The 17,190-nt window shown below is 44.6% G+C and carries 10 protein-coding genes; 3 read left to right on the top strand and 7 right to left on the bottom strand.

Translation table 11 applies throughout. The features are described 5' to 3' along the window. Positions 1-80 precede the first annotated feature (80 nt). The 3 genes from AC58PQ_RS27855 to AC58PQ_RS27845 all read right to left on the bottom strand — a co-directional run bounded on the left by AC58PQ_RS27855 (position 81) and on the right by AC58PQ_RS27845 (position 9,417). Positions 81-1,727, bottom strand: coding sequence for a type 2 periplasmic-binding domain-containing protein (locus tag AC58PQ_RS27855; RefSeq protein WP_497247351.1), 1,647 nt, complete (start codon positions 1,725-1,727; stop codon positions 81-83). 123 nt (positions 1,728-1,850) lie between these two features. Beyond that, on the bottom strand, positions 1,851-4,199 hold the full coding sequence (locus AC58PQ_RS27850) for a helix-turn-helix domain-containing protein (protein WP_497247349.1): 2,349 nt from the start codon (positions 4,197-4,199) through the stop codon (positions 1,851-1,853). A gap of 298 nt (positions 4,200-4,497) precedes the next feature. Continuing rightward, positions 4,498-9,417 carry a polysaccharide lyase family 8 super-sandwich domain-containing protein gene (locus AC58PQ_RS27845; protein WP_497247347.1) on the bottom strand — a complete coding sequence of 1,640 codons (4,920 nt, stop codon included), beginning with the start codon at positions 9,415-9,417 and terminating at the stop codon, positions 4,498-4,500. Positions 9,418-9,888: 471 nt separating this feature from the next. Between AC58PQ_RS27845 and AC58PQ_RS27840 the strand changes: the two genes are divergently transcribed. The 3 genes from AC58PQ_RS27840 to AC58PQ_RS27830 are packed head-to-tail and all read left to right on the top strand — an operon-like array spanning position 9,889 to position 12,886. Beyond that, a complete protein-coding gene (locus tag AC58PQ_RS27840) occupies positions 9,889-10,896 on the top strand; it encodes a FecCD family ABC transporter permease (RefSeq protein ID WP_497247345.1) in 1,008 nt (335 codons plus the stop codon). After that, positions 10,893-11,918: a FecCD family ABC transporter permease gene (locus AC58PQ_RS27835; protein WP_497247343.1), complete on the top strand. Its 1,026-nt coding sequence runs from the start codon at positions 10,893-10,895 to the stop codon at positions 11,916-11,918. The genes AC58PQ_RS27840 and AC58PQ_RS27835 overlap by 4 nt, the downstream gene beginning before the upstream one ends. Before the next feature lie 23 nt (positions 11,919-11,941). Beyond that, positions 11,942-12,886, top strand: a complete 945-nt coding sequence (locus AC58PQ_RS27830) for an ABC transporter substrate-binding protein (protein ID WP_497247341.1) — start codon at positions 11,942-11,944, stop codon at positions 12,884-12,886. A gap of 202 nt (positions 12,887-13,088) precedes the next feature. Here AC58PQ_RS27830 and AC58PQ_RS27825 read toward each other — a convergent pair whose 3' ends face one another. The 4 genes from AC58PQ_RS27825 to AC58PQ_RS27810 form a co-directional block, all read right to left on the bottom strand. After that, the gene (locus AC58PQ_RS27825) at positions 13,089-14,156 is read right to left on the bottom strand and encodes a HupE/UreJ family protein (protein ID WP_497247339.1); all 1,068 of its coding nucleotides are present in this window, start codon (positions 14,154-14,156) and stop codon (positions 13,089-13,091) included. Positions 14,157-14,256: 100 nt separating this feature from the next. After that, entirely contained in the window at positions 14,257-15,171 is a 915-nt protein-coding gene (locus AC58PQ_RS27820; protein WP_497247337.1) for a TIGR03943 family putative permease subunit, read from the bottom strand. Continuing rightward, a complete protein-coding gene (locus AC58PQ_RS27815; RefSeq protein ID WP_497247335.1) occupies positions 15,168-16,169 on the bottom strand; it encodes a permease in 1,002 nt (333 codons plus the stop codon). The genes AC58PQ_RS27820 and AC58PQ_RS27815 overlap by 4 nt, the downstream gene beginning before the upstream one ends. 44 nt (positions 16,170-16,213) lie before the next feature. Further along, positions 16,214-17,190 (bottom strand): S-layer homology domain-containing protein (locus AC58PQ_RS27810; protein ID WP_497247333.1); only part of this gene is annotated, 977 nt, incomplete at its 5' end.

The following is a 17,190-nucleotide window of genomic DNA, read 5'->3' as shown; positions in this document are numbered from 1 at the left end:
ATCCTGGGAAAGAATGAACAGGTAATTTCTCTCCCAGAACGAACCACATGGAAATCGTTTACGATCTATTTCATTTAGAATTATTTTCTAGCATTGAAACGGTCCAGCTGCGCTTGCTTCAATTTAATGGCATCCTCGATGCCCATGCTCTTCAATTTCGCGGTGAACTTATCGTAATTTTCAATAGGCTCCGCACCCATAATGAACTTTGTGACCATTTGATCCAGATACGTGTTGACATCGTTCATGATCGTTGCGTATTTGCTGCTCTCCTCGGATGTTGGAGAAAGCGGCGGCAATTGCTTCTTATTTTCCGCATTCATCCAGTTTTTAACGGCTTCCTGTTGCTCAGGCTTGGATGAAAACTGCTCCATGTAACGCTTATCTTGAACGAACGGGCCGTTGAAGCTGGATCTTGCGAATTTCGCAATGGCTTGGGCCATTGGCAGCTTGTCTGGGTTCTTGGCAACAATGTCGCTAAATTTCGGATAACCGTTTTCCAACTTGTAGCTTTCGCCTTCGACTCCGAAGTTGAACAGCATGGAGCCTTCTGGGCTATAACCGTAGTCGAGCCATTTGACGATTTCGGCAGGGTTTTTGGCCGAACCCGAGATCGCTGCGCCGATTCCCGTAAATGCAGCATCTTTCTGCCCAAGAATAGGCATATCGCCTTTTTTCAATACCGGGGAAAGCGTTCCAATCAACTTGAACTTAGGATTGGTCGGTTGAACCAAATCCGTAAAGCGTCCAATTCCGCTTCCAAGATAAGTGAACAATCCACCGAGTGTATCTCCAGTTACTTTGGCATCTCTTAATTTATCATCGGTTGCCGCGTAATCGCGATCAATCAAACCTTCTTTGTACCATTTGGTTAAGGTCGTGATCAAATCCTTGAATTCGGGCTGGTTCGGTCCATACTTGACTTTATCGCCATCCTGGTAAAATTCCGAACCAATTCCCCACGCGGCACCGAATGCGGTAAGCGCGTTCATTGTTTGTGCGCGGTCTTTCGGATTGCTGTAAAGCAGGAACGGAATTTCATCCGCTTTGCCATTGCCGTTCGGATCCTTCTCTTTGATTGCCTTCAACGTCGTGTACCATTCATCGATCGTCGTTGGAGCAGGCATATTCAACTTGTCAAGCCAGTCTTTGCGTAGCGCATTTCCGTTGAACGTAAGAAGAGCAGCGTCGCCGCGGACAAACGGCATTACATATATATTGCCTTCATCCGTCGTAACCATCTTCTTCACATCCGGATGATCCTTTAGATACTTGCTCAGATTCGGAGCATTTTGTTCGATGAGATCATTCAAACGAAGAATTGTCTTCTCTTTGATTGCGTTATCCGGGCCCTTCGCTACGTCTGAGCCCCAGTTGTATTCCATAACATCTGGCAGCGACCCAGAAGCGATCATCAGGTTGAAGCCTTCCTTTTCTTGACCCACAGGCGGATGTTGAAATTCAACCTTTGTATTGGTTATTTTCTGAAGTTGTTTGTATACGCCCATGTCATTAAAGTTTTTCATGGTTGCAGATACGTTTGCGTTTAAACTTACCCAATACGTAAATTTATCCGGGTACTTCTCCGTTTTGGCACCATCTGTAGTTGTGCCCTTGTCACCAGAAGTTTTGGAATCATTGTTGTTTCCGCACGCTGTTACCATACTAGTCGCCATCGTAAGGATCAATATGGATAAAGCTGACTTTTTTAGATTCTTCGACATCATAGAAATCTTCCTCCCTTTATGCTATCTAGGTTTGCTGTCTTGCACAACTCAAAGTTACATGATTAGCTAGAAGGAAGGAACAGCGAGAATTACGCAAAGGCTATCCGCACATTAGATCAGCGGCTATCCGTTCTTTAGATCGACTGATTTATTTATAGATTCACGGTACTTTCCTGGTGTAATGCCTTCAATTTTCTTAAAAACCCGTATAAAACCAACGTCGTTGGCATAGCCAACAAGCTGTGCAATTTGTAAAATCGTATGCGAACTAGATGCTAAAAGCTGTTTCGCTTTCTCCATCCTTGAAGATGCAATATAGTCTGATAAGTTTTGACCGCTATAGCGCTTGAAAAAAGCAGAGAGATAAGAGGCATTTAAATCCAATGAATCTGCGATGGCTGTCAAACTTAAACTGCCTTCATGCAAATGCTCGTCTATATACGATAAAATCTGATTATACAGCCGCTCATTATGATCGGTCTTTTCCTCTTTCATCCGCTTGCAGATTTGCTGGAACAACTCCTTGGTTCCTGTAAACATTTGCTCAGCGGTTGAACACGATTCGATATATTTAACGGGGTCGAATCTCTGGTCTAGTAAGGAATCCTCACTATATCGAAGCGCATGTAGCAGCTTCATAGCAGTGCTGAGCAGGTCAATAAACAAACATTTGCCCATATCCAGTGTGATACCTCGATCACGGAAATTCAGCTCGTAAAGATGATTTAGAAGCTTGATAACATTGGTTTCGTCACCGCTTTTGGAGAGATTAATTAACTGCCCTTCCATTTCAAGTGGATAATAGTGATAATGAAGCTCCGTATCTTTAATGTCTTCATAAAAAATAACAGGTCTCTGACCCTTGGTCATTCGGTAATCAAGCGCCATCTCGGCTTCCTCGTAAGCCCGGCCGATTTCTTTCAGCCCCGGATGAACATTACTCACTGTAAAGGTTACATTCATTTTGAATCGTTCTAGAAGGATTTCGGTCAATTGCGGCGCATTCCTCGAAATATGCGATACAAATTCTGCTGAATCATCTCGGGTATTGATTAGAATAGCCAGTCTGTCTTTTTCCAAATCTATCGAATGCCCTTGAACGTGAAGCACTTCCAAACTGACGTTGGATATAATAGAGCGAACAAGTGCCCATTCATATTCGGTGTCCGATTTCCTAAATTCCCTGCAGTCATCGATTTGAGCAATCATAACGCTAAACCCCTCTAAAGGAAAATGCAGGTTCATGAATTGCAGTGAATCGTCAGTCGAAGTAGACTCTCCGATTCTCCCTTTAACCAAGCGATTCAAAAAGTTAGCGCGAATTACGGGTAGCTGCTTGTCCAGCAGGCTGCGCAGCTGATTCTCTTCTTCAATTGATGCGTGTATGGATGTTTTAATGAACTCTAGCTCATTGTAGATCGGTGTATCCCTATTCCTTTTCTGATTAAGAATGACCGTAACAACTTCTTTAATCGGGTTATAATTCCGGTTCGCCAAATAATAAGACACCACTACACCTATGAGAATTGACAGCAATAGAATGAAGATAGCCCATTGTTTTACTGCATTTACGTTACTTAGCACAATGTTAGTCGGCGCTGCAGTTATAAACTTCCAACCATTTAAGCTTGAGGTCGTATAGGATACAATCATATTTTGATTGTTATTTTCAATCGTAAATGAACCTTTGTTTTGATCCAATTTATCTTTAATTTGCTTGAGCTCCCCGCTATCTTCCCCAGTGCTCATCATCAGGTCCAGCTTGTCGTTAAGCAGGTACACCGTTCCTTGATTGGCTGTGTAAATCTCGTTCAGCAAGTTTCTGATTTGCTGCTCATCGATTAAAATAACTAGCGTAGCTTTCATATTAGCACGTTCGCCAATCGGCAATGATTGAACGAAGGTAAGCAGGTTTTTCGTGCCTGACTGGGTCTGAACTGGTAGGGATGGCAGAAAGGTCCGATAATGGTACCCGTTAATAATGGTGCTCTTGTACTGTTCGAAGCTAAAGTTCTTATAATGGTATATGGAATTAAAAAGGGTAGGAAGATCAGTTTTCATGCGAGGCGAAACTACGATTTGGGAATCATTAAAATAAACATAAAAATCTGCTATAAAACTGTTGGAACTCTTATAGCCCGGGAAAGAGGATATGAGTTCAATGTATCGGTAGACTTGAGTCGCCTCATCGCTACCCACATTTAATTCATTCATCAGCTTGGGATTATAAGAAATTTGAGATGTCATTTGGTTCAGTTCCGTCATCTGATGATCAACAGACTCTCGAACTTGCTCCAACAAAGCCAGATTAAATCGGTTCGCGTTATCTACCATCCCTCTTTCCATCTGAATATAAATAACCATACCGACGACAATGGGAAGTAAAAGAACAACAAAAAACGATAAAAGCAGTTTAAAAAAAACGCTTTCACGTTGAGTACTCCCTTTTCGTCTTAGCTTGGAAAGCGTCATGAATCGTCCTCCTCAGGTGGGAAATGATCATCGATACTAATGTATCCTTTCAACCCGAATGAGTCAAGGAAACAGGCAGCTCACTTGCTATCTAATGTTAGTCTTACCTAACTCAAAGATACACGATTAGGTTATAGGAAGGAACAACGAGAATTTACCAGGATCTATCCGCTCTAAATTGGAGATGTTACGCAGTCTAGATCCATACTTGTTGTTTGCTAAATATGGATCAAAAAAAGCTTACGGTGGACGCCGTTTTCATAGCGTCCACCGTAAGTCTTGTACTTTCATAACTCTCTTACAGATTAAGAGCGAGATCAAGGTTCACATTTAGAACTTGGAGTATCATCGTTACCGCCTCTGCTCGAGAAACATTAGAGTTCGGATCGAACTTACCTTCTTCCTTACCATTAATAATACCCGCATTAGCCAGTTGGTTGATTGCCTGTTCTGCCCAATTACCATGGATGTCTGAAAACTTAGAAGTACCGTATGCCGCACTCAAGTCCATTACCTTTGAGATCATCGTAACGATTTCAGCCCGAGTGACCGCATTGTCTGGCTTGAAAGTTCCGTCACTGTATCCGTTGATGATATTTTCCGCTTTCAAAGTCCTAATTGCACTTGCCGCCCAACTTCCTTGCGTATCAGCAAAGTTGTCAGATCCTTTTGCTGCAATCCCCAAGGCTTTGACAACCATTGTAGCGAGTTCTGCGCGAGATACTGCCGCATTACTGTTGAAAGTTCCATCCGGATACCCCGAAACAAATCCGATTTTCGAAGCCATCACCACAGCTTTCGAACTCCAGTCAGTTGGAAATACATCAGAGAATGACCGTAGTTGCGCCGTTTCAAGAGCGGTTTTCACCGTTTCTTTGATCTTCACCGCATCAACTAAATCTCCCTTGAACGTAGGTTTTCCATGAGTTGGTGACGGTGTTGATGTTGATGTTGATGTTGGTGTTGGTGTTGGTGTCGGTGTTGGTGTTGGTGTTGGTGTTGGTGTTGGTGTTGGTGTTGGTGTTGGTGTTGGTGTTGGTGTTGGTGTTGGTGTTGGTGTTGGTGTTGGTGTTGGTGTTGGTGTTGGTGTTGGGATAATAACTCGTCCTGTGTCTCCTCCATTGCTTTGCTCCTTATTCACCGTTATCACCGTTACCTCCACTACACTGCTCGCAACGGTTGCCTTTTGGCTGCCTGTTGCAGTGTTGTTCGTATTCGTTACCACCACATAGTAGTACGATGTGCCAACGGTTGACGTAGGTGCAGCATACGACGCGCTTGTTGCGTCGCTAATCGCTGTCCCACCGCTATTGCTACTCGTCGTATTGCTGTACCACTGGTAGCTCAGCGTTCCGCTGTCACTCACACTAGCTGCTACGTTTAAAGTCGGGCTGCTCGCGCCTTCGTCCACTGTCGCCCCCGTCGGCTGCGTATCAATGCTTGGTGCGACTGCGTTAGATGCAGCAGGTGTTGCGCTCATCATATTCGAGAGTCCGCTTTCTCCCGCGGTATTTCCCGCCGTTATGGCGTAATAGTACGTGGTGTCATTCAATACGGTAGTATCCGTATAGCTTGTTGCAGTTAAGTTAACTATAAGGATATCGTCCGTGCCGTTAAGCGATGTACTGCGCTTCAAATTGTAGTAGGTCGCACCTGTTACCGAAGGCCAGTTCAGGCTCACTTGTCCATCGCCCGCAGATGCTGATAACCCTGTTGGCACGTTAGGCGGTACCGTCAAATCCATGCTAATACTGATCGTTTTTGCAGCTTCCAAATTCCCAGCGAAGTCCTTCGAACGATAGCTTATTGTATAATTGCCGGTTTGATTGAATGTTACCGCTGACGTATAAGTTAACCAAGTAGCCCCGCCATCCAGGCTGTATTCCGTCTTAGCCACGCCTGACAAATTATCGTTTGTGGTAAGAGATAGCGTAACCGGATGGGAATACCAACTATTCTGACCATCTGCTTGCTCAGAAGTAATGGCTGCAGTGGTTGTAGGTGCGATCGAATCCATACTTGGTGAATTGATTAGAAGAACCGGTCGGTAAGCTTTGTTTGAGTTTTCCTTGGATGCATAAGTCACATAAACATTTCCTTGATTCGCAGGCGAGGTTATCGCAATCGATAACGACTTATCCACAGTTAATGCTGCATGAACCTGATCTGTCATATCAATGGTTACAGGAGTTCCTGGTGTTGGTACTGACCAAGTAGCGAGCTTTATACCTGATGTAGGTTTGTTATTCCATGTAATTGTATTTTCATTCCATGTAGGACTGTCAACTAGATTAGCCTGGTTCGTAAAACCTGAATTACCGCCTATCGGAACCAAAATAATCCGAGCATTCCAAACAAAACCGCTAATGGAGGACAGATCAAATTTTAGGTATGCTGATCGGGCATAACTTGTGGCATCACTTTTAATATACAATGTAGCATCATTGCCATAGTTCGTATTTGAATAAGTGCCATCTCTAACAAATGCATCTGCAGTATCCATTATAGATGCGCTTAGATTAGGAGCTATACTTGGTGTTGCTGTCACTTCATTCGAATTGCCGCTTTCACCTGCACTGCCGATCGCAGAAACAGCAAAGTAATAAGGCGTGCCGTTCGTAAGTCCGGTGACGTTATAATTGTTCAAGCTGCTGACAGTTGTGATTGGAGTTGTATTTGTATAGTTTCCTGGAGCAGTGCCATACTTTACTATATATCCCATTTCACCGCCAACTGAAGCCCAGCTTAAATTCACCTGTGATGAAACACCTGTTTGGGGAGTGTTTATGACCGGTGCAGCTTTAACAACTGGTGCCCCAAAATCAAATTTCGCATTAAATGTTTTTCCGAGAGCACCATTCGCATTAACCATCATCTTGATCGTCGGACTTAGCTGTGTCACCGTAATACCCGGATCCAGACTGATTACACCGGTTGCACTGCGGTTGATCTCGATATTGATGGTTCCCTTGTTTATTTGAGTGGGATCAGATACGCCGATATCCATACCGTTTGCAGTTTCCAGGGTAGTAACGGAAGCCTTCTTATCGCTTGTAATGAAGTTTGTTCCGTCTACGGAAACCGTTTTCGTTACATCGTTCCAGAAATTAACTCCTACAGCGTTCAACGAGGTGTCCTTCACAGCTTGCACATCCACCCCATTCTCCAAGATGGAGATATCTGGATTGTTTGCGTAGTTGGCCATATCCGCTGAGCTTTTATTCGGAAGTACAGCATACGCATAAGATGCATTCGTTGGATTCTTGCCGTGATTAAACGCAAGGCTGAAGAAATGGTTTGTAAACGGAGTCGTACTGCCTCCTTGATTACTATCGCTCCATGCTCCTGTTCTGGACTCGCGAAGTCCATTCAGACTTGCGCCACCCGGGAAGTAGTAACCGATGTCAGATCCAGCTGCATTGCCGGCCAAGTGCGCCCATTGAACATTAGGTATTATCTCCGACCATCCGATTGTGTTGGATTTGGTAACTCCGTTCACAGTCAAAGTGTTATCACCGTTGCTGCCAAGCTTGCGATTCTCAACGATTGTTTCCACATTCGCGTTGTTCGTATTTGTAATTCCTGCCCCTAAGGCAACCATTTTATTCCCGAACATAAACCATGATTTTTTGCCCTGCAACGGACTTCCCGTATTTTGTGAGAGTGAAAACTGCATACCGGCTGAACTGTAAAGCCCGTCGACAGAAGATCCTCCAACCCAAGAATTGGGATTTGAATAATTTTTCCAAGCAACCAACGAACTGCCGTTCGATTGGTCAGTCGTGGTTCCCGGCAATCGATTGCTATTTACGGTAGCCCAATAGTTATCACTGTATTGGTTCAAATCGTTATTATACAACTGCGTCATCCCGACACCCGTCCACCAAGCCTTTGAATTCTCTCCATTTCCGAATTCAAATGCGGAAATCCGATTGGAGAACATACTGAGGCCAATAGCAAAGCCAGGACGCAGATGGGCAATCCGATCCATGCTCGCAAACACCTGAGACTTAACTAATTCTCCGAATGGAGTAATCGAAGCGTCATTCATTGTAGATTCAAACAAGGTAATCTGGAAAATCGATATAGAATCGTAGTAGTTGGCAAACGTTGTATCCGACAGAACCCACTCTTTGACAATGCTTTTAAATAGCTTAGCTTTATCTGCAGGCGCGGACTGGGCTAGAAACAGGATCGATCCGATCGTGCTTCTTCCGCTTATATGATCCTGCTCACCCTGCCTTGATAATTTCCGCCCGCTAACCATATCCATCATTGCGCCTTTATAGATAAGCGGCTGATAGGCTTTCGTAATCCAATCATATACATTACTAACATTAGGATCCGTAACCGCCCATGTGGATCCATTAAGGATATATAGCAGCTTTGCCATATCACCCAGTAAAACGACTCCATAACTCCCCGTATACGGGACATATCCATGATCGACATATGATCCGTCGGTATAATAGCCATTCCCGCTGTTCACATAAAGGAAAATCTGACTCAGCGCGTCTCTTCCTTGAGCGATCTTCAAGCTGGATTTGCCGATAATCCCCCTAATGATGAGATTCTGGGCTTTATCTGCACGATTAGCTCCCTCTTCCAAGGCATTATTGATAACCCTATTTGTGGCATTTGGGCACCATTTATCTATGGCACTGATATAGTTGCTTTTTTGAGCAGCTGATAATTGGTCATACATCAATACCATGATATCGTTAAGTTTGAGCGGCATTCCGATTTCCCAATCATACCAGTTGTCTATTTCAGGCCTCGAAGGATTATATATATTGGCATACATCCAATCGAGTCCCTTCATGATATCGTCTGCTAGCAAGGCGTTTCCTTGAAAAGAAGAACCCATTGATGAATACGCAAGAGCCATCGCATTCAGACGGCCATAGTTGTTCGATATCGTACTGGAACGGGTCCAATCCGATAGGTCACTCCAAAGGTATGTGCCACCTGTAACCGTATTCATTGAAGACCAATATTCATTGGCTTTCGTAGTCATGCTGTCCAGTTTTAAAGTAACATACGGATCCGCAGTATTGTATTCACCTCCAAGCAAGTAGCTTTTCCACTTCGCCCTTAACCCATCGAATTCATCAGCAGCTCGAGCTGACGGGACCATCGAGACGATCGAGATCATCGACCATAACATCGTTGCAATTAGAAAGACGGCTACATACTTAATTTTCAAATTGAATTGCATAAAAAATCAGCTCCTTTGTTAGTCATTTACATTCGTAAAATTCAGTTCTTTCTTCATTTGAAAATTGGTTCATTCTAAAATCCTTCATGGCTTACACTTCGTCTTCCACAACTCCAATCTACATGATTAGGCGATAGGAAAATACAGCGAGAATTTCCCAAATGCTATCCTCTCTTTAGAATATCGGCTATCCGTTCTTTGGATCGACTGATTGTTTTATAGGTTCGCTGTAAAATCAAACAATGTACAAGCTATCTGCATAGACGCTGGACTTCTTTCTTATATATCGACTGTCAATTTTCTGCCAACTCCATTTAAGATCATATTCTAATTCTCAAAAAACAGGAAAAGCGGGTTCGACGCTAGATTACAGATGATTTGGAATTTTTCAGTTGACGGTGAATCGGCTTTCGTTTAGTATCAAGTAATTGAGAATGATAATCAACGATAAAGAGATGTGATATTCCCTTAATGAAAGATACGGCCAAGCCTCTCCGGTTTGCTCTGGTTCTTATCGTAGCAATTGTGATGCTAATCCTAGCCATGTTCGTGGCCATCTCCTTCGGGGCCAAGGATCTGATGCTTCGTACCGTTTGGGACGCTGTATTCAGCTATGACCAGACCCTTACGGCCCATCAGATTATCCAAGAAGTACGCCTTCCCCGGGTCATTGCAGCTGCATTGGTAGGAGCCGCCTTCGCTGTTGCAGGTGCTCTGATGCAGGGAGTTACGCGTAATCCTCTGGCCGATGTAGGGGTATTGGGTATCAATGCCGGCGCGATGTTCGTTGTTGCGTTAAGCTTCGTCATTTTACCGAATCTGCCGTTCTCGACCCTGATGCTCTTGTCTTTTGCGGGGGCGGTTGCCAGCACGTGCTTTATCTATTTGCTTGGCGCAGGTTCTCCTGGTGGACTTACGTCGATGAAGCTTACGCTTGCAGGTACGGTTGTTGCTGCTTTGCTGCACTCATTAACATCTGGGATCGCAATTTATTACGAGCTCAGCCAGGATTTGGCGTTCTGGTATGCGGGTGGCGTCGCCGGGGTGGAGTGGGATCAGCTGCATATCCTTATCCCCGTGATTCTCTGCGTGCTGCTGCTGGCTATGACGCTGGGCAGATCCATTTCCTTGATGGCTCTCGGCGAAGACGTCGCAACGAATCTGGGTGTCCATACAGGAAGAGTTCGACTATATGCCATCGTAATCGCCTTGTTGCTGGCAGGTGTATCCGTATCGGCTGTAGGGTCCATTTCTTTTGTCGGGTTGGTTATGCCCCATATTGCAAGGAAGCTTGTCGGCGTCAAGTACACCTATGTGATTCCAATCTCTGCGGTACTCGGAAGCATATTATTAGTACTGGCTGATCTGGGAGCGCGGGTGGCCAATCCGCCGAACGAATTGGCAGTCGGCATCGTGGTGGCAGCCATCGGCGTACCGTTCTTCCTCTATGTTGCCCGAAAGGAAAGACGGAATCTATGACGGGGATAACGAACAAACGGTTCAAACGTACACTAAGACTTGGTGTCATTTTTCTGGCAATAACGGTAGTGGCTGTTGTATTGGGGCTGAATACGGGTTCGTTGCCTATTCCATTTTTGGATGTCTTTCGTACCCTGTTCGGAGAAGGTAAAGCCAACTACGAAACAGTACTTTTCGACTATCGTTTGCCTCGAATCTGTATTACGCTGCTGGCGGGCATGGGACTCGGCATTGCCGGTGCCCTGCTACAGGGCATTACGCGCAATGCCCTAGCGGATCCGGGCATACTGGGTATTCACGCAGGAGCATCTTTTGGCCTGATGATCTATGTCAGCTATTTTCAGTCGCTCAAAACCTTGCCCGTGCTGATGATCCCGTTGTTTACCTTTGTGGGCGGGGTCTTGGCTGCCGCACTCATCATCCTATTCGTGTGGGAACGAAAGCGTGGTTTTCAGCCTAGCCGCCTGATCTTAATTGGCATTGCTATAGCAGCAGGCTTCAACGCAGCAAGCCTTCATTTGGGGTTGCAGTTGGATGAGAAAACGTATTCGTTCACCGCGAGTTGGATGCTTGGCAATATATGGGGGAGGGACTGGATTAATGTCTATGCCATCCTGCCCTGGATGCTACTGCTGATTCCACTGGCTTGGATGAAGAGCAAGAGCCTGAATGCCTTGGCACTGGAGGATGCATCCGCCGAGAGCATCGGGATTTCGGTGCAAAAGGAACGGATTCAGATTATGTGCATTGCGGTCGCACTATCTTCGGTAAGCGTATCAATGGCTGGGGGCATCGGGTTTATCGGATTAGTTGCGCCACACATGGCAAGAAGGCTCGTAGGCCCGTTCTACCAACATCTGATCCCAATATCCGGAATTATAGGCATGCTCATTCTCGTGTTGGCGGATACATTGTCACGGGCGGTATTTGATCCCAAAGCGATTCCTGCGGGTATTATGGTCGCTGCTGTAGGCGCACCGTATTTCCTGTACCTTTTACGAAAATCAATATCATACAAGTAGACACCATGAAAGGGACGAATGACATGAGAAAATTAACAGCCTTACTAACAAGCATCTGTTTGCTATTCATTCTTGCCGCTTGCGGAACAGGCGGTGCATCAACTAAAGTTGCCGAGAACACAGGGGCGACAACAGCGCCTACAACCAAAGCGAATGGGGCTACCGGGGCTACGCCAGCCGATTATAACAAAAAAGTGGCTTCCATTTCCGTCTTTTTGACAGGGGATTTGATGGCATTAGGCATTAAACCAACAGCCACCACGACGAGCGACTATCTTCCCATTACAGAAGATCGCTATAAAGATATCAAATATCTCGGGTTTACCAAAGAGCCGGATATGGAGGCATTAATCGGGTTGCAGCCGGATGAAATCTTCATTGATACCGAGTTCTCGGCCAAGCTAGGATTGGATAAATTCAATAAAATTGCGACGACGCATGTTGTCGATCTGGATAAGGGAACTTGGAAGGACAATCTCCGAGAGATTGCGAAGCTGGTGAACCGAACGCAGACGGCGGAAGATTTCATTACCTCCTATGCGAACAAAGCCAAAGAAGTATCCAAGCTAGCGGAACAAAAATTGGGCAATGGTACCGTTATGGCGGTTCGCGTCTCTGCCAAAGGGCTGCGTGTTTATGGAATGGAGCGTCCATTAGGACCGATTCTTTTTGAAGATCTGGCATTTAAACCGGCAAAAGGCGTAGAAAAGATCACAAAAAATTGGGAAAGCATTTCCAAAGAGGTACTGCCTGATTATGATGCCGACACCATCTTTGTGTTGATATCCGCCGTGGATAAGGGCAGCGACAAAGTATTCGAGGAAATGAAGTCCGATCCGATCTGGATGGGCCTTAAAGCGGTTAAGAACAACCGCGTTTACGTGCTGACAGAGCAGCCATGGTTGGATTACTCAGCTTATGGCAATATGCTAGCACTTGAGGACTTGAAACGTATCTTGTCCAAATAGAACCCCTTCATTTTTAGAACAATATCTAGCGACGTTCGTTGGAATTCGCGAAAATAAGGACGATATTCATGGCACATTTTGCCTAGAAGATCGTCCTTATTTTATGCTATGACTAACTCCCCAGACTATCCGGAGACACGCAATGAGAAAAAGAGCTAGCAATAATACCGCTAACTCTCGTTTTAATCCATTAATGGCTTAATTACAATCTTTGAATCAACCAATAAAATGCCAGTACAAAAATAAGGCAAGACGTTGAAATCATCATTTTACGATACCATGGGAACCTTCGCAGCCAAATCAAGAGTGGCAATACTAGGCATAAGATCATGATTTGCCCTGTTTCTACACCTAAATTGAACATCAGGAGCGAGCCAATCAGATTGCCCTTCGGAAGTCCGGTTTCAGCCAAAGCCCCAGCGAAGCCCATGCCGTGAATCAGGCCAAATATGGCTGTCAATATCCAGCGCCATTTCGCCTTTTTAACAAACATATTTTCCACGGCCACATAACAGATCGTCAGGGCAATCAAGGCTTCGACCCAAGACGGGATGACATGAATGTTGCCCGACGCCACCAAAAATAGTGTCATGCTGTGGGCGATTGTAAAAGCAGTAACAATTTTCAAAGCTTCCTTGAAGCGAGATGCGATTAATACCAAGGATAACAAAAATATCAAATGATCATAACCAGTCAAAATGTGATCGATTCCAAGTTTAAAGTATTTCCACAAAACAGCGCCAGTCTTAGGCTGGGGAAGGTTGATCAGTATATCTCGTTTCGTGCTATCAATAATATCATTCTGTAAATTTTCCCCTGCATGGACTAAAAGTACACTCGTATGGGCAGGCGCAGCGTCATCAAACACCAGATTATAATGAAGATTAAATTGTTCAATCACTTCATCTCCGGTAAACGTCAGTTGAAACTCCACACCTTTTACGGAACTCCTTTGTAGCACTTTCATCGATAGCATTTCCATCTTTAAGGGCTTTGAATCCACATCTATACGAAGACCCTTCTGTATATACGATTCGAGACTCTCTTTATGCGAGACCAATTCCTCGTTCTCCAATTTATTATCCCCTGTGGAATCTAACTGTTCCATCAAGTCTCTTTCATCAATAAAAAGTTCATAGAGAATCTCGTTCCCTTTAACGTTTAACGCCGAGTAACCAGTGCTTGCAGTATGCGCAAATGCAGTTGTGGCAGTGCCTAAGCCTAAGCATAGAAAGATGATTAACAAGGAGAGGCGTGTACGCAGATTCATAGCTTGACCTCTTTTCATAAAATGGACAAAGGAGAGAAAAGATTCCCTCCACATATTCTGTATAAAGCTCAAGCTTTGCTTATCCGGTCAAAAACTTTGTTTAGTCAAGTTCCTTAAGGGGATCGTAATTCGCGTGAAGATACGGCGATTCCGGTACTGCAATTTTCTCAACCTGGTCAGCTTTTATCATGAAGATATCCTTGCCGTTGTAACTGCCGCTTTGGATTGTTCCTGTGACCTTGACCCAAGTATCTTTGGTGTAGTTCTGAGCTGCCGGGAAATCGATCATAGCCCCATATGGCATGGCATCCGCAGAGCAGCAGTTGATGACAAAACGTCCAACGACAAACTCATTGCTTTTCATCTTCTCTTCACGGAAAACAAAACCGCTGATCTCGATTTTTTTACCTATGAAATTATTTTTGAACAAATCAATCGATGAGAGAATTTCTTTATAAAGAGTCGGTTTGACAACGATCAGATCTTTTTTATAAAGATTCATCCCGATCTTGGATGATTCCATTTCCCACTCATCGTGGAACATTTGCTCAATCTCTGCATCGGTATTGGCTTTACCTGTTGCTGATGGGAGTGCCGCCGGCGTTGAGACTGTACTCGCGCTCTTGGGCCGCTCCTGCTTCGCAGTTGAGAGATTCATCCCTTTGGCCGAAGCTATGGCGCTGCCTAATGCAGCATTCGGAAGGCAAAATCCGACAAGCAAAGGGAGAATCAGCAAAGAGTAAGACAACCAGTTTCGAACAGCAGATTGAGGTGCAGGTTGTTCACAGTTGCAGGCTACTCGTTTGCCCCGGTAGCTACGAATGGCTGAATAACCTTGAAAACAGGCAATGACATATAAGGCAACAGCAGCTACTTTAACGTAGATCATCATGCGTGGCGCTAAGTAATACTGGAGCGCATCGGTTTTGGTCAAATATACGATATAGGACGAAAATCCAAGCAAAATAATCGTACGCAGCAAATAATGCATGCTCAGCAAGTGATTTCCCTTCATCCAAGGGCCTCCCAAAGAAGCGATCCCGCAAGGACGGTAATCGCAACAAGTATAGACAAGACGAGTACGAATCTTGTTTTAAATATGGAGAGCAACATTAACGTGCTTTTAAAATCCAGCATTGGACCTATCACGAGAAATGTCAACAAAGACCCCGCACTGAAAGTCGACTGAAAGGATGAAGCGACAAAAGCGTCTGAAGTTGAGCATAACGACAGCACATAGGCGAAGCCCATCATAAATAAATGCGAGCTTAGCGGACCTTGTCCGACGGCGACCAAACTTTCACGATGCATAAAGATTTGAATGAGAGCGGTCATCAAGGATCCGAAGACAAGATACTTGCCCATTTCAAAAAACTCGTCCGAGGCATGGACAAAAAGAGTTGTTAATCGATTACCATGATGCTGATGTCCTTTTAAAGATGCTTGCGCCAATAACGGTTCTCGGCTGATGCGCAGAGGGTTGCTCTTCAGGAACCGATACAACAGTACACCGATGACTGCAGCGGCAGCAAAAGCAAGCCCCATTCGCGAATAAGCCATGGCAGGATGATTGCGAAAGGCCAAATAAGTGGCCGAAAACACAATCGGATTGATAATGGGTCCCGTAAGAATGAAAACGACGGCGACATATACCGGCATTCCTTTCAAAATCAGTCTTCTGACGACGGGAATCAAGCCGCATTCGCATACGGGAAAAAGAATGCCCAATAAACAGGCGAAGAGAATACCCAGAATTGGATTGGAAGGAATCCAGCGACGAATCGTTTGTTCGGATACAAAATTTTGCAGCAATGCAGACAGCAATACACCGAGCAAAACGAATGGGATAGCTTCCAATATAATGCTGATAAAAATGGTTTTGAAAGATTGAATTTGATCGGTAGTCACAAAGGAAAGAAACGGTGCGCCTTTGTTAATAATTACGAAGACGATAAGGAGGAAGCAGATTGCCGCAGCGGTGTGAATACTGAATCTAGTATAGGTGGATGGCATATTCACAATCTCCTTTTAGTAATTATGACTAGCACATATCGTTTTTATTTCAAGCTGTCCAAGAGTGCTTTCACTTGAGGACTAAGGTTTAATGCATTCAAAATGATCGTAAGTGCCTCTGCACGTGTGGATGTGCCTTGCGGATCAAATATCCCATTGTTTTTACCACTGATGATGCCAGCTTCTGCTGCATTTTTGATTTGATTCACAGCATATGAGCTTGCGCTTGCCATATCCGTCAAGTTGCCCTTGGAAGCATCTTTGTCCAGCATACTCAAGTTGATAATACGGGATATAATAACGACCATTTCTTCTCGGCTGATCGTTTTGTCTGGCTTGAATGTACTGTCTTCGTAACCGGTAATCGCCCCTGCGCTAGCTAGTTTCTCGATCGCGGTTTTAGCCCAGTGACTGTCAATATCGTTCAGAACAACCGATGAATTCGTGCCGCCGTTGATATCGAATATACGAGAAATGATCATTGCAAACTCGGCACGTGTGATTTGACCATCCGAATGGAATGTTCCATCCTCATAACCATCAATAACACTCAGTTTCATAAATGTTTTTATGGTCTTTTCACCCCAGTGTCCTTGAATGTCAGTCATTTCAACCTTTACATCAGCTTTCTTAGCTTCCTCTACCCTGGAAGTGATCTTATCAACAAGTTTAATCTCATTGACAATATCACTATTGAATACATTAACCGAGGGTTTATTGTTGTGATCTTTAGGATCTTTAGGATCTTTAGGATCTTTAGGATCTTTTGGATCTTTTGGATCTTTTGGATCTTTTGGATCATTAGGACCGATGGGAGATGTACCACTCTGAGAACTTGCACTTACCTCTGTACTCCATTCACTGAATCCTGCCGAATTCTTTGCCCTCACCTTGTAGGTATGGGGTGAGCCTGCTGCAAGACCTGTGTGTGCGAACGGACTTGAGCTGTCCATTTGAACGACTCCGTCTACCATCAGGTCATAACCCGCTGCATCTGTTGAATTGTTCCAAGTTACGTTGA

Source organism: Paenibacillus sp. J22P143 (assembly GCF_059692035.1).
Note: the sequence above shows the minus strand (reverse complement) of the source record. Positions and strands in the feature narration are given on the sequence as shown.